General features: G+C 50.7%; 13 protein-coding genes, 2 tRNA genes and 1 riboswitch. Of the genes, 3 read left to right on the top strand and 12 right to left on the bottom strand.

All coding sequences use genetic code 11. From position 1 onward, the window contains the following. Positions 1-22 precede the first annotated feature (22 nt). On the top strand, positions 23-487 hold the full coding sequence (asnC, locus tag VPR01S_RS20580; protein ID WP_021707300.1) for a transcriptional regulator AsnC: 465 nt from the start codon (positions 23-25) through the stop codon (positions 485-487). Between the two features lie 47 nt (positions 488-534). On the opposite strand, the gene tsrA is transcribed toward asnC, so the two are convergent. Next, complete coding sequence (gene tsrA / locus VPR01S_RS20585) at positions 535-816, bottom strand: H-NS-like global regulator TsrA (protein ID WP_021707301.1); 282 nt, start codon at positions 814-816, stop codon at positions 535-537. Positions 817-924: 108 nt separating this feature from the next. Next, positions 925-2,139 carry a multidrug effflux MFS transporter gene (locus tag VPR01S_RS20590; protein WP_052035787.1) on the bottom strand — a complete coding sequence of 405 codons (1,215 nt, stop codon included), beginning with the start codon at positions 2,137-2,139 and terminating at the stop codon, positions 925-927. A gap of 85 nt (positions 2,140-2,224) precedes the next feature. On the opposite strand from VPR01S_RS20590, the gene VPR01S_RS20595 reads away from it, so the two are divergent. Together VPR01S_RS20595 and VPR01S_RS20600 are read left to right on the top strand one after the other, a co-directional pair. Further along, positions 2,225-3,166, top strand: a complete 942-nt coding sequence (locus tag VPR01S_RS20595) for a LysR family transcriptional regulator (RefSeq protein ID WP_021707303.1) — start codon at positions 2,225-2,227, stop codon at positions 3,164-3,166. A gap of 108 nt (positions 3,167-3,274) precedes the next feature. Then, positions 3,275-5,065, top strand: coding sequence for an aminopeptidase P family protein (locus VPR01S_RS20600; protein ID WP_021707304.1), 1,791 nt, complete (start codon positions 3,275-3,277; stop codon positions 5,063-5,065). 66 nt (positions 5,066-5,131) lie between these two features. Here the strand turns inward: VPR01S_RS20600 and thiH are convergent, their stop codons facing one another. The 10 genes from thiH to VPR01S_RS20650 all read right to left on the bottom strand — a co-directional run bounded on the left by thiH (position 5,132) and on the right by VPR01S_RS20650 (position 14,013). Then, entirely contained in the window at positions 5,132-6,244 is a 1,113-nt protein-coding gene (gene thiH, locus VPR01S_RS20605) for a 2-iminoacetate synthase ThiH (RefSeq protein ID WP_021707305.1), read from the bottom strand. 18 nt (positions 6,245-6,262) lie between these two features. Then, positions 6,263-7,030: a thiazole synthase gene (locus VPR01S_RS20610; protein WP_021707306.1), complete on the bottom strand. Its 768-nt coding sequence runs from the start codon at positions 7,028-7,030 to the stop codon at positions 6,263-6,265. A gap of 5 nt (positions 7,031-7,035) precedes the next feature. After that, the gene (gene thiS, locus VPR01S_RS20615) at positions 7,036-7,290 is read right to left on the bottom strand and encodes a sulfur carrier protein ThiS (RefSeq protein WP_021707307.1); all 255 of its coding nucleotides are present in this window, start codon (positions 7,288-7,290) and stop codon (positions 7,036-7,038) included. A 74-nt stretch (positions 7,291-7,364) separates the two neighbouring features. After that, on the bottom strand, positions 7,365-8,138 hold the full coding sequence (locus tag VPR01S_RS20620) for a HesA/MoeB/ThiF family protein (RefSeq protein ID WP_021707308.1): 774 nt from the start codon (positions 8,136-8,138) through the stop codon (positions 7,365-7,367). Next, a complete protein-coding gene (locus VPR01S_RS20625; RefSeq protein ID WP_021707309.1) occupies positions 8,125-9,540 on the bottom strand; it encodes a thiamine phosphate synthase in 1,416 nt (471 codons plus the stop codon). Before VPR01S_RS20625 ends, VPR01S_RS20620 begins: the two co-directional genes overlap by 14 nt. Then, entirely contained in the window at positions 9,537-11,480 is a 1,944-nt protein-coding gene (gene thiC, locus VPR01S_RS20630) for a phosphomethylpyrimidine synthase ThiC (protein ID WP_021707310.1), read from the bottom strand. Before thiC ends, VPR01S_RS20625 begins: the two co-directional genes overlap by 4 nt. A gap of 146 nt (positions 11,481-11,626) precedes the next feature. Beyond that, positions 11,627-11,725, bottom strand: a riboswitch (TPP riboswitch). Positions 11,726-11,777: 52 nt separating this feature from the next. Next, positions 11,778-12,161 (bottom strand): fluoride efflux transporter CrcB, encoded by a 384-nt coding sequence (gene crcB, locus VPR01S_RS20635; RefSeq protein ID WP_021707311.1) that lies wholly within the window; start codon positions 12,159-12,161, stop codon positions 11,778-11,780. 123 nt (positions 12,162-12,284) lie between these two features. Beyond that, entirely contained in the window at positions 12,285-13,667 is a 1,383-nt protein-coding gene (locus tag VPR01S_RS20640; protein ID WP_021707312.1) for a multicopper oxidase family protein, read from the bottom strand. A 132-nt stretch (positions 13,668-13,799) separates the two neighbouring features. Next, a tRNA-Trp gene (locus VPR01S_RS20645) sits at positions 13,800-13,876 on the bottom strand. A 60-nt stretch (positions 13,877-13,936) separates the two neighbouring features. After that, positions 13,937-14,013 (bottom strand) — tRNA-Asp (locus VPR01S_RS20650). Between the last annotated feature and the right edge of the window lie 84 nt (positions 14,014-14,097).

Below are 14,097 nucleotides of genomic sequence, written 5' to 3' on the forward strand. Positions count from 1 at the left end.
AACTTTTTAAACAGGATGCATGATGCAGAGCCATGAAGCCAAACTCGATGATCTCGACCGGGCCATTTTAAAAACCTTGATGGAAGACGCCCGTACGCCTTATGCGGAAATGGCCAAGCAATTTCAGGTCAGTCCGGCCACCATTCATGTGCGGATCGAGAAAATGAAATCGGCACAAATCATCCAGGGCACGGAAGTGATCGTCGATACCAAAAAGCTCGGTTACGACGTGTGCTGCTTCATCGGCATCAACCTGAACGCGGCCCGTGACTACCATTCCGCGCTGGAAAAGCTCAATGCGCTCGACGAAGTGGTGGAAGCCTATTACACCACCGGGGCGTACAACATTTTCGTCAAGCTGATGTGCAAATCGATTGAAGAACTGCAATACGTGCTGATCGATAAGCTGCAGGCCATTGATGAAGTGCAGTCGACCGAAACCCTGATCTCACTGCAAAATCCGATCAACCGCAACGTCAACCCCTGAAACGACAAAGGCCCCGATACGTATCGGGGCCTTTGTATTGTGAAGCATTAGCGGCTGAGGTAAGCTTTCAGCTCTTCGGCAGTGATGCCTTGTTCTTTTAGTTGCTGAGCCAGCATATCCACTTCTTCGCCTTTGCGTGCATCGATAACTTGCTGGAACTGATAGACGATATCACGCAGCATATGTAACGGCACTTGCTTGGCAGCGCTGCGAATACGCTCACTGCTCTGGTTACCCAACTCATTGAGTAATTTGCCAAACATGATCTTCTCTGGAGACTCTTCCAGCTGCTCCAGCACTTTGGCCATTTCATACGTTGTCATTGACATAGTTATTGAGGTTCCAATCTAAATAGGTTTGCAACACAAAAAGAAGAACAAATATACACGCCTTTTGGTTGTTATCAAACATCTATTCACTTCATTTGTATCAGGCGCTTACGCCGCCGCATAATGCCAGCGCCGGCCTGCTTTCGACAGCAGAATGATCACGGCTGGCGCCACCAGCCACATCTGCAAAGCAATCATATGTTGCGGGTCCAGATTTAGGCGCTGCATCGTCCCCACCACCAGGCCGGAACCGCTCATCTGAAACAGCCCCAACAACGCCGCAGCCGTACCGGCTTTATCCCCAAACGGTGCCAGCGCTTTTCCGGCAGCCGCACCGAGAATCCAGGCAAACCCGACAGAAGAGAGGAAGATCGGCAACATGAACGCCAGTGCGGTTGCCGTTCCGGCCAGTGCCAACATTACGCCGCCAGCGACCAGCAAGGTCACGATGCCAACCAACAACGTTGTGTGGGTCCCGAAGCGTTCCATGAATTTTGGAGCCGTCATACAAGCAACAATGTTGATCGCCGCATTGACCCCAAACCAGAACGTAAATTGGTTCATACTTAACCCCAGCCCTTCCATCAGCACCACCGGGGCGGATGTCACGTACGCCAGAATAACCGCCATTGCCAACATGCACAAAGAGGCATGAAACAGGAAAGACGGCGTTTTCACTACCGACCAGTAACGCTCCAGCTTAAACACCGCTTGTTTCTCGCTGCTGGGGTTGGTTTCTTTCATGTTGATCAGCAACCACGTTCCTACAGTCAGAGCATACAGTGCCATAAAGCTGAAGTTGGCTCGCCAGCCAAACTGCTGCGTTAGCCAACTGCCCAGGATGGGCGCCAATGCCGGAATGAAGCAGATGGCGCCGTTCAGGTAGCTGATCATTCGGCCGCTTTTCTCCGGACCAAAGATATCGCGAACTGTTGCAAAGGCTGCTACCGATGTCGCACATGCACCTAAGCCTTGTAGCAGTCTGGCCATCAACATCCACTCAATGCTCTGAGCCCCCCACGCCAATAAGGCGCTCAGGGCGTAGATGCTGATGCCACCCAATGCAACAGTTCGACGTCCGAGTTTGTCCGCCAGTGGACCGGCAAACAATTGACCGACGCCCATGGCAAACAGAAACCAGGTGATCGTATCTTGTGCTAACGCGTGTTCCACGTGAAACGCCTGCGAAATCTGCGGCAATGCCGGCAAGTAGATGTCGATCGCCAATGGGCTGAACAACACCAATAAGGTCAGCAGTGCCAACTGCACTTTACTGATAGGAACCGGGCCGGATTGAGACACAAGATACTCCAACAAATTCATCAAAACGGCGGCCATCTTACCCAGATTCAGATATGAGTAAAAATGGCTTATACTCATTACCAATATTCCAAATCAGAAAAACACCATGAACATCGAAAAACTGGCGCGCATCGACCTCAATCTGCTGGTGTGTCTCAATGTACTGATCGAAGAACTGAGCGTAACTCGCACCGCGCAGCGCTTGTGCCTCAGCCAATCAGCGGTCAGCAAAGCCTTGGCCAAATTGCGTGAGCAGTTTGATGATCCTTTGTTCATTCGCACCTCTCATGGCTTAAAAGCGACCCCCAAGTCACTCTACCTGAAACCGAAACTGGAAATGTTGGTCAATCAGCTCGAAATGATCACCCAGCCACCTGAGTTTTCCCCGAGTGAAAGCGAATACCGTTTCCATATTGCAGCGGTTGAAAGTGTCTATCCGTTGATCCTGCCGCATTTCCTGCCAGCGATTTTTCAACATGGTCCCAACCTCAACATCTCCATGCATGTGTGGAATGAAAACACGTTTAAACGCCTGCAGATGGGCGAACTGGATCTTGGCATCACGGGCAAAGACATCGACGTCAACGATGCGAAACTGACCATGTACCCTCCCGACGACATCTGCGAGCAGGAGATCTATCGTGACGTACAAATGTGCGTCATGCGCAAAGATCATCCGGCCCTCAAACAACCCTGGAACCTAAACACCTATCTGGCCATGCGTCACGTTCAGGTCCGCTGCGACGGGTACGACCGCTGGTTGCTGGACTACCGCCTGTCGGACATGGGCTGTGAACGCGACATCGCCATTGTAGTGCCTGACTTCAACAGCGCCGCCAGCTTATGTACCTACACTGACTTCGTCTTCACGGCCCCGAGCCACTTTACCTTGTTGGTCGCCAAACAGATGGATTTGGTGGTCCTGCCACTGCCAATGGAGTTTCCTCCGATGGCTTACACTCTTTTCTGGCACAGAGACAGAGAAAGTGACCCCGCTTTGCGCTGGCTGCGGGATATTATTAAAGAGAAAACTCTGCACCTCAGATAATTGTCGGCCAGCGTTTGCAGCTCCGACGTAAAAGGAGTAGCTTAGTCGACCAGGTCTCAGACCATACAGTTCTGCCCAAAAGGACGTTTAGCAAAAGGATACTTTCAGATGCAAAATCACATTTCCGAACGCGTCGATGCGCTACGCAACTGGCTGGAGCAACACAGCTACGATGCGCTCATTATTCCGCATGAAGACGAATATTTAGGTGAATACGTACCGGCCCACAACGAGCGTCTACTCTGGGCCACCGGCTTCACCGGCTCAGCCGGCGCCGCGGTGATCACCCGCGATAACGCAGCGATTTTTGTTGATGGCCGCTATACGGTACAGGTACGCAAACAGGTCCCTGCCGACGTATTTGAATATCGTCACCTGATTGAAGAACCGTTTTTGGGCTGGCTGACAACTCAGCTCGCCAGTGGCGCCAAAGTCGCTTACGATCCGAGAATGCACCGCGCCAGTTGGCTGTCTGCGGCACAAACGGCCCTGGACGGTGAACTGCATCTGAGTCCGGTCAGCGACAACCCGATTGACCAGCTGTGGCAAGATCGCCCGCAACCGCAGGAATCAGAGGTTCGCCTGATGGACCTGACACTGGTTGGGCAATCCAGCACCGACAAGCGCGCAGAGATCGCAGCGTTAATTGCGGCCAAAAAAGCCGATGCAGCACTGCTGACAGAACTGGATTCCATCTGCTGGCTACTCAATATTCGCGGCCTGGACGTATCACGCCTCCCCGTGGTGCTGTGTCATGCGATTGTCCATCGTGACGCCAGCGTCGATTTTTTCTTTAAGTCTGAGCGTTTGCCACTTGGCTTTGAACAGCATGTCGGCCAAGGTGTACGTGTTCATGAGCCAGACGCCCTGCAAGCCCAGCTGGCTACGCTTGAAGGCCGCAAAGTGATGGTCGACCCAGCCACCAGTAACGCCTGGTTTACCCTGACATTGCAAAGTACCGGCGCGCAACTGATCAACGCGGCCGATCCCTGCCTGCTGCCCAAAGCCGCCAAAAACGCCACAGAAATCGCTGGCATGAAAGCCTGTCATATCCGTGACGGCGCTGCCATGACCCAATTTCTCTGCTGGCTGGATAAGGAAGTCGCGGCTGGACGCCTGCACGACGAAGCTGTGCTGGCCGACCATCTCCAGCGCTGCCGAGAACAAGATCCAACCCTGGCTGACCTCAGCTTTGATACCATTTCTGCGGCCGGTGAAAATGCGGCCATGTGTCACTACAATCACGAAAATCAGCCGCAACCGGGTCAGTTGACGATGGACACCCTCTACCTGGTGGATTCGGGTGGCCAGTACCAAGACGGCACGACCGACATCACTCGTACTGTCGCCATCGGGCTGCCGAATCAGGAAATGAAAGATCAGTTCACTTTGGTCCTCAAAGGCCATATTGCACTGGCAACCGCACGTTTCCCGAGAGGTACCTGTGGACACCAATTGGATACCTTGGCGCGGCAATATCTGTGGGCCAACGGTTACGATTACGATCATGGGACTGGCCACGGTGTTGGTCACTTCCTCAGCGTACACGAAGGGCCGCAGCGTATCGCCAAAGCGGTTAACCCGACTGCCCTGCTACCAGGTATGGTTCTGTCCAACGAACCGGGTTATTACCGTGCCGATGCGTTTGGTATCCGGATTGAAAACCTGGAACTGGTGGTGGAAGTTGCGACTCAAGGCGACCATCATATGCTTGGCTTTGAATCGCTGACACGCTGTCCGATCGACCAACGCAACATCAACGTGAATCTGCTGACGCGGCCAGAGCTGAAATGGCTCAATGACTATCATCAGAAAGTGTGGCAAGACGTCAGCCCTCTGGTGGATGGTGAAGTGAAACAGTGGTTAGAACAAGCAACCCAGCCGCTCGATTACGCTTAATATCAGGGCGGTGAAAGTAATAAAAAGGCGACCATAAGGTCGCCTTTTTTGTTTCACGTGAAACACCTAACCGGAATAAGCACTGTGCCAGTCTTTCCAAATTGGGTCGAATCCCTTGTCACGAATCATGCGTTCAACGTGTGCCGCGCTCCGCTCGTCGCTGATCTCAAACTGCTCCAGTTCTGTGTCTTCCAGAGCATACCCTCCCGGCTGGGTTTTCGATGCAGCAGACATGCTGGTGATCCCAAGCGGTAATACATTGTCACGAAATTGTGGAGATTCGCGGGTGGAGAGGGACAGCTCCACTTCCGGATTAAATAAGCGATACGCACAGATCAGTTGCACCAGCTGTTTGTCCGTCATTACCGATTTGGGCTGCAGCGCGCCTGCGCAAGGCCGCAATCGTGGAAATGAAATCGAATAACGTGTTTGCCAGTATCTATGCTCCAGATAGTCGAGATGCGCCGCCACATAGAAACAATCCGTGCGCCACTCTTCTAACCCGATTAAGGCGCCAATACCAATCTTATCGATTCCCGCTTTTGCTAAGCGATCTGGTGTATCCAGTCGGTATACAAAATCCATTTTATTGCCACGCAAATGATGCTCGGCGTACGTCGAAGGATGATAAGTCTCTTGATACACCATCACCGCATCCAAACCCAACGCCTTAAGCTCGGCGTAATCGTCTTGGTCAAGCGGCTGCACTTCCATCGCCAGATAGTTAAAGCGCTGTTTAATCATCGGCACCATTTCGCGGAAGTATTTCATCCCGACTTTGGTTTCGTGTTCACCGGTAACCAGCAATACGCTATCAAACTTCATGCGCTTGATGGCCGCCACTTCCGCTGACACTTCCTCCCTATTCAACGTACGACGCTTGATACGATTCTCCATGGAGAAGCCGCAATACGTACAAGCGTTGGCACACAAGTTAGACAAGTACAATGGAATATAAAGCGACATGGTATTACCAAAACGTTTACGAGTCGCCGAGTATGACAACTGCGCCATCTGCTCCAGATAAGGCTCTGCAGCAGGTGAAATTAGCGCTTTAAAATCTTCCAGATCACGCTTGGGTTTACTTAATGCCCGCTCGACATCTTGCGCTGTCTTGGCGTAAATCGACATCGAAATGTCATCCCAATTGAGCTGTTTAAATTGCTCTACGAAGCTCATGTTTTCCTCGCTTAGAACTTAAAACTCATCCAGAAATGAAGTCAGTGGACTCGACGCAACCGCATGAGACACTTTACCCGCAAGACCGGCTTCATAAGCCATACGCCCTGACTCAACCGCCAACTTAAAAGCGTTCGCCATCGCAATAGGATCGCTCGATGCCGCAATCGCCGTGTTGACCAGAACTGCATCGGCCCCCATCTCCATGGCACGAGCCGCATGTGAAGGTGCTCCGATACCTGCATCTACCACGACCGGGACATTGGCTTGATCGATGATGATTTCCAGAAAATCGTGAGAAACAATGCCTTTGTTCGAACCAATCGGCGCCCCCAATGGCATCACTGCAGCACAGCCTACTTCCTCCAGTCGCTTGCACAGCACAGGGTCAGCATGACAGTAAGGAAGCACAATGAATCCTTCTCGGACCAACTGCTCAGCAGCCGCTAGTGTCTCAATGGGATCCGGCATCAAGTACTTAGGGTCTGGGTGAATTTCCAGTTTCAGCCAGTTGGTCCCCAGCGCTTCACGCGCCAGTTGCGCGGCAAACACAGCGTCTCTGGCATTTTTAGCACCGGAGGTATTGGGCAGTAAGTTCACCCCCGCTTGAACCAACGGCAGCAAAATATCATCTTGCTGGTCGTTCACGTCAACGCGCTTTAACGCCATGGTCGCAAGTTGAGAGCCCGACGCGTGAATCGCTTGCGCCATTAGTCGGCTGTTGGCAAATTTACCTGTTCCGGTGAACAGTCGTGATTCGAATTGTTTATCACCAATGTTAAGCATCGACTTTACCCCCCTGCGATTGCTTGAAACAAGGAGATGCGATCTCCCTGTGAAAGAACGGTGCTGGCCCACTCGCTGCGCGGCACAATGCTGTTGTTAATGGCAACAACACACCCCATTTCCGGCAACTCAAACAGGCTAATGATTTGCTGTAGATTTAACTCGCTGGCCACTTGATGAGCCTGGTCATTGATGACAATAGTGAGCACATCTAAGTGCGCAGCTAGCGATTGTGTTGTTTGTTGTTCTGATGACGTCATTGCTTCCAACTCTCTTGATTCCGGCCATTGCTTATATCGGTGATGGGGAAATTTAGCGCGACAAAGTTCGCCCGCTAAACTTGAGCGCAAACTTGGCATTGTTTGTCTTTGCTGATCCCCATGGTTTGCCATTGCATCTTCAATCCATCAAACAGATGCAACGTGGCGGTTTCGACATGAAACGTCCCAGTTGCCAGTTTCTGGATCGCCGCCAGGGCCTGGTAGTTGCCAAGCGTGCCCACCACCGGACCGACAACGCCGCTCTGACTACATTTTTGGTGTTGTTGGTGTTCATCAAACGGATACAAACAGCGGTAACAAGCTTTGCTCTCCACCCCATCCTGACTTGGTGTTTGATAGTCAAAGACGGCAAATTGCCCTTGCCAGCCAATAGCGGCTGCTGAGATAAGTGGTGTGTTTTGTTCAAAGCAAACCTGGTTAATCAGCTGACGAGTGGGCATGTTGTCAGTGCAGTCCAACACCACATCCGCCAGCATGACTTCAAGCTGCAGTTGCGCTTTGTCTAAACGCTTGTTGAGAGCACGAACCTGAACCATCGAATTGAGTTCAGTGAGCTGTCTTACGGTGGCTTGCGTTTTGGTGACTTGGAGATCTCGTTCGCGATAAATCACCTGACGCTGCAGGTTACTGCTCTCAACCTCATCATCATCAACCACTACTAGCTTACCGACGCCCGCCGACGCCAAGTACAAACTCGCCGCACTCCCTAAGCCGCCACAGCCGATAATCAGCACGTGCGATTCGCTCAGTCGCACTTGCCCACTTTCTGCGATTTCAGGCAGCGCGACTTGGCGTTGATAACGAAGGAACTGCTTATCCGTGAGCATGTTTATCCCTTACGCCATCTGTAGATTCGTTGTTCAGGCCGGCAAACGTAAGTTGTCTTTCCTTCATCAGAGCAGTGAAAAATGCAATGACAGACTTAGGTGAGTCTGCCAATGTTATGGCTCGAACGACCGCTAAACTTGAGACGCCCGTCTGCCAGACTTGCTCAGCGTTGGACGGGGCAATGCCACCAATCGCGACAGTTGGATAACCGAACATGCCAGCACTTACCCCCTGCTCTGCTTGGGCACCAACATCAGACTGTGTTGCGCCATAAGGGATGCTATCGATCAGCTTTTGATATAACGCCAAACGCACCAACCCCTGCGGCTTAGATGGCATCTGTTTGGTGGTGGTTGGGAAGATATGTCCTAACGCGATGTAGCTAGGATGAATTTGTACGATACGAAGCAGTTCGTAATAGCCATGAGTGGAGAGACCAAGACGAATACCGGCTTTGGTGAGTTGGGCCAAATTCGACTCTTCAATATCTTCCTGACCGAGATGCACACCGTAAGCACCATGCTTAATCGCAAGCTGCCAATAGTCATTGATAAACACTTGGGCCTGGTATTGACGACCTAACTCAATTGCTCGAATGATCTGCTGTTCTAAATCAGCCTGTTGCGGATTCTTGATACGCAGTTGGATAGTATGGATGCCCAATGGCAGCAAACGCTCGATCCAAGTGACATCATCCACCACTGGGTAGAGCCCTAAACTCTGCTTCGCTAAGGTTGAAAAGCGGACGCGCTCGCCTTGCGCTGACCATCCGACTCGGATGCCTAAGCGCTGATCGTCAAGCACTGGGGTGGGAAAATCATCGAACTGGCACGCCCACTGATTGACTCGCTCCACATTGTGGTTTTGAACCAAGCGTGTTTCACGTGAAACATTCGTCTGTTGTGTCGTCATTCCTCGGGCGAGTGTCAGCGCATCTTCGATGGGAAAATCGAGCACAGTCAATGCCACCACCCATGCTAGGTGATGCTCAGGTACAAACACAGTGTTGAGTTTGACCTTAACGGAAAGCGCTCTCACTTCATGGTCGATTGGATGACGCCAGATATCAAGTTGAGATACCTCGCCCTGTGGATTGACAGCCTGGTCGTCAAAAATGCCAATCAAAACCGATGTCGAAGACTGTTCTAGGCACGCTTCTACTGATAAACCAGAGCGATAACAAAGCGCCAAAGAGCGCTCTGGATCGGCGTTATGGGCATCAATCAGATCCGTAGTAACGTACGTAATGTGTTGGTCACGAACAAGCTGAATAGATTGAGTTGGGCTAACACCCAACTCAATGTCTTCGATGCTAAAACCCTGCTCTTTCGCCAACAACAAACATTGTTGAACTAAGCCAGTTAGTTCAATCAAGGATGACGGAACTAGGATTTTACTCATGAGTCGCTGACCTCCACATGCACTGCTGGGTGGTACAGCTCAGAGCCTGACTCTCTGAACTCTTGTGATTTCTGGCGCATGCCTTCTAGCGGGTCATCAAGCATTTTGATCGAGATAGCCTGGTCCGCAGCCACTTGTTCGGTGTCTTTCGCATACTCCCGCACCTCTTGCGAAATCTTCATTGAACAGAACTTAGGCCCACACATGGAACAGAAATGCGCTACCTTACCTGATTCCTGAGGCAGGGTTTCATCATGGAAAGCGCGAGCGGTATCAGGGTCAAGTGACAGGTTAAACTGGTCTTCCCAGCGAAATTCGAAGCGCGCTTTGGAAAGCGCATTATCGCGAACCTGAGCCCCAGGATGTCCCTTAGCTAAGTCCGCCGCATGCGCCGCCAGTTTGTAGGTGATCAAACCGGTCTTAACGTCTTCTTTATTCGGCAGTCCGAGGTGTTCTTTAGGAGTAACGTAGCAAAGCATCGCACAGCCATACCAGCCGATCATCGCCGCGCCAATACCGGAGGTGATATGGTCATAGCCCGGAGCCACGTCCGTGGTCAGTGGACCAAGGGTGTAAAACGGCGCCTCATGACAATGCTCGAGTTGCTCCTCCATATTGGCTTTAATCATGTGCATAGGTACGTGTCCAGGCCCCTCGATGATGACCTGTACATCATATTCCCAAGCAATATTGGTCAGTTCACCCAGGGTGCGCAGCTCAGCAAATTGCGCTTCATCGTTAGCATCAGCCACCGAACCAGGGCGCAGACCATCACCGAGAGAAAGTGCCACATCATACTTGGCACAGATCTCACAGATCTCTCGGAAGTGGGTATATAAGAAGCTTTCTTGGTGATGGGCTAAACACCATTTCGCGATAATAGAACCACCACGAGAAACGATGCCGGTAACGCGTTTTGCAGTCATTGGCACATAGCGAAGTAGTAAACCGGCATGGATAGTGAAATAGTCAACGCCCTGCTCTGCTTGCTCAATCAGAGTATCGCGCATCACTTCCCAGTTAAGGTTTTCCGCAACACCATTCACTTTCTCAAGCGCTTGATACATTGGTACGGTACCGATCGGCACTGGACTGTTACGTAGAATCCACTCGCGAGTTTCGTGAATATTACGCCCCGTCGATAAGTCCATCACCGTATCACCACCCCAGCGAGTGGCCCAAACTAGCTTTTCAACCTCTTCTTCAATGGAAGACGTCACGGATGAATTACCAATGTTGGCATTCACTTTAACTAAGAAGTTGCGGCCAATGATCATTGGTTCGGATTCTGGGTGGTTGATATTAGAAGGGATAATCGCGCGACCTTCGGCGACCTCTTTACGCACAAACTCGGCGGTAATGTCTTTTGGAAGGTTCGCTCCGAAGCTTTGACCCGGATGCTGTTGATTCAGCACTTCATCACGGTATTGAGCGCGTCCCATATTTTCACGTAGCGCGATGAATTCCATTTCTGGGGTGATAATACCTTTGCGAGCATAGTGTAACTGAGTCACGCACTGCCCATCTTTGGCACGTCGAATACGTGGTAGATTACCGTATCGAAGATCGTCTAGTGTTTCGTCTTCTAAGCGTTCTTTGGTGTACACCGAGCTTACTTCATCAAGTAACTCTGTGTCACCGCGCTCTTCAATCCAGCTTTCTCTTAGCTTTGGTAAGCCACTATAAAGGTCAATATCGTAGTTCGGATCAGTATAAACACCTGACGTATCGTAGACTCGGACGGCTTCATTCGGCTCGAAAATAGGCGCTTCTTTTGTGCCACCAATCAGACTATCTGCTAGCGCTATTTCACGCATAGGTACACGAACATCTGGACGTGAACCTTCTACATATACTTTTGTGGAATTTGGGTACGGCTGTACCGAGAGTGTTTCAATGAACTGTTTGGCTTCCAGTCTCGCTTGTTTGCGACTCGACATAGCATTTTTCCTTATTGGTATTGGGGATAAAAATGCTTGGCGGATAGATGCGACAAGAGGAATCGAATGATGGACAGATTATGCAGGTGCTCTTCGTCTAAACAGCATTCGATTATTTGATAGGTCGACCAGATAGAACTCTGGTGTAGATATCTTCTCTTGTTCCCTTCGCAGATTCTAATCTGATCAGGTTCAACGGATCCCGAATTAACGGTCTCAGCCTTATGGCACTCCGACAAGTAAAATCAGTATATAAAAACGGCTTGGTTAAACCAAGCCGACCTGTACAAATTTTATCTAACTTTTGATCAACAACTGAAAACCCACCCAGGCGGCGGAAACACTCAATACCACGTTCAACAAGATATTGAGGCCCATCTTGAAAAAAGCACCTTGTTGCAACATCAACACGTTGTCCATTGAAAAGGTCGAAAACGTCGTCAATGCTCCAAGGAAGCCCAGACCGATGATTTGGCGCCATGGTTCGGTGGCGAGCATTTCATTTTCAAACAGTGCGATCAATGCGCCCATGATGAATGACCCCACAACGTTGACCGTCAACGTCCCGTAGGGAAAGCCCCGCCCAAACAACACCACGCACAATTCAGAGATCAGATAACGCGAACACGCACCAAATGCGCCGCCGACAGCGATAAAGCCGAGAATGGATAACTGCCCCATAGTAACCCCTTAATTTTTGATGCGAACATTGTAATCTTATTCGCTGAAAAATCGAGCGATCCAAGGGTTAAATCCGCAGTAATAAGATTGTGTTTCTGAAATAGATTTTAAAAGTTACAGGCGTCACTTTACCTCAATAAAACCCATGAGGCCGGTTTTCATGTGTTCAATCACATGACAGTGGTACATCCAGCGCCCAGGGTTGTCCGCCACGAATGCCGCCTTAGCGCTGCCATTTTTGCCCAGTAACACCGTATCGGTATGAAACGGTTCTGCAAGCTTGTTTCCATTCAGTTCCAATACGGTAAAAGTATGTCCGTGTAAATGGATTGGGTGGTGGTACTGGGTGACGTTCTTAAGGTCAAAAATGTACGTTTTCCCACGTTCTAAATACGCCAGCGGTTCGGGAATGGATGTCGCACTCATACCCTCCCAGGCGCGCTTATTAACTAACCAGAAGGTCGGCATCGCATGCCCGGATGGATCGGCTGGGGTAATAGCGCCTTCCCACTCAAATACAAAGTCGATTTCCTGTGCATTGGCCAGATCAACTGACGGTACCGGGTTGAGTGGCAGAGTAGGCAAAGACTGACCAGATGGTAGTTCTGATGACATCACCTTAAACTCACACAGAGGAAATGGGAATTTGCCTTTCATTTGACGCACATAAACCCGCTCTCCTGCCTTGGGCGCCACCAAGCCAATATCAACCCTCATACCTGGGCCAATTTTATGCTGAGTGAGCTTCACTGGCGTCTTTACCGGATTACCATCAATGGCGATGACCCAGGCCTCGGCTCCTTCGACGGCAACCGGATACGTTATTGTATTGTCGACGTTCGCAATTCTCAGACGCACAGTGGCATGCGCTTTCAGTGAATAGACCGGCTCATGGACTCCATTGACGGTCCCCCACTCACCTGGTGTGCCCATGCGTGCGCTATAGCGTGGAATCATCAAATCTTTCCACTGACCCTGCGGATCCAAATGCCAGTGTTTCAACATTAAAGCGTGCTCTTCGTCGAAATGAACCGGGTCTGCCTCTTCAACAATGATCAGCCCCACCAATCCCATACCGAGCTGCTTGACACTATTCATATGTGGGTGATACCAAAATGTGCCTGCGTCTGGTGGCGTAAATTCGTATATAAACGTCTCACCAGGCATGATAGGCGGCTGGCTGAGGAACGCTACACCATCCATAGCAATCGGGATACGCAGCCCGTGCCAATGGATGGTAGTTGGCTCATCCAGTTTATTGGTAAAACGAATGGTGACCTTTTCTCCTTGCCGGCAGCGAATTGTCGGCGCTGGGATCTGACCGTTGAACGCTAACACCGAAGTCGTGAAACCAGGCACTAACTCGGCGCTCGCAGGCTGTGCAGTCAAGTCGTAAATATACCGGCCGTCACGACCGCGAGATTGCACCAAAGAGCACGCAGGCATCACGCACATAGCTGATAAGGCGAACGACGTTTTGACGAATTGACGACGGCTGATATCCATTTGTTTTCTTTTCCCAATAAGAGTGTTGAGGAGAAGCCCAAGTGTAACTAATTATTACTCGCAATGCTCTGCGTATTGTTCGCACCAACAGAAAACAAAAAGGCCTCAGTCTTTCGACTGAGGCCTTGAATATGGCAGGGGTGGAGAGATTCGAACTCCCAACACGCGGATTTGGAATCCGCTGCTCTGCCAATTGGAGCTACACCCCTAAAAATTTCGTTGTTTTATATTCGAAAAAGCCTCGCTGATAGCGAGGCTTTCGAAATAAATGGCGGAGCGGACGGGACTCGAACCCGCGACCCCCGGCGTGACAGGCCGGTATTCTAACCAACTGAACTACCGCTCCGCACTGGTTAGACTCTAAGTCTAAGTTTTTTGCCTTTAGACTTTCCCTTAATTAAAAGGTCTAAAATCTAAAAACGAAATGTAA

The organism is Vibrio proteolyticus NBRC 13287 (assembly GCF_000467125.1).
Lineage (GTDB): Bacteria > Pseudomonadota > Gammaproteobacteria > Enterobacterales > Vibrionaceae > Vibrio > Vibrio proteolyticus.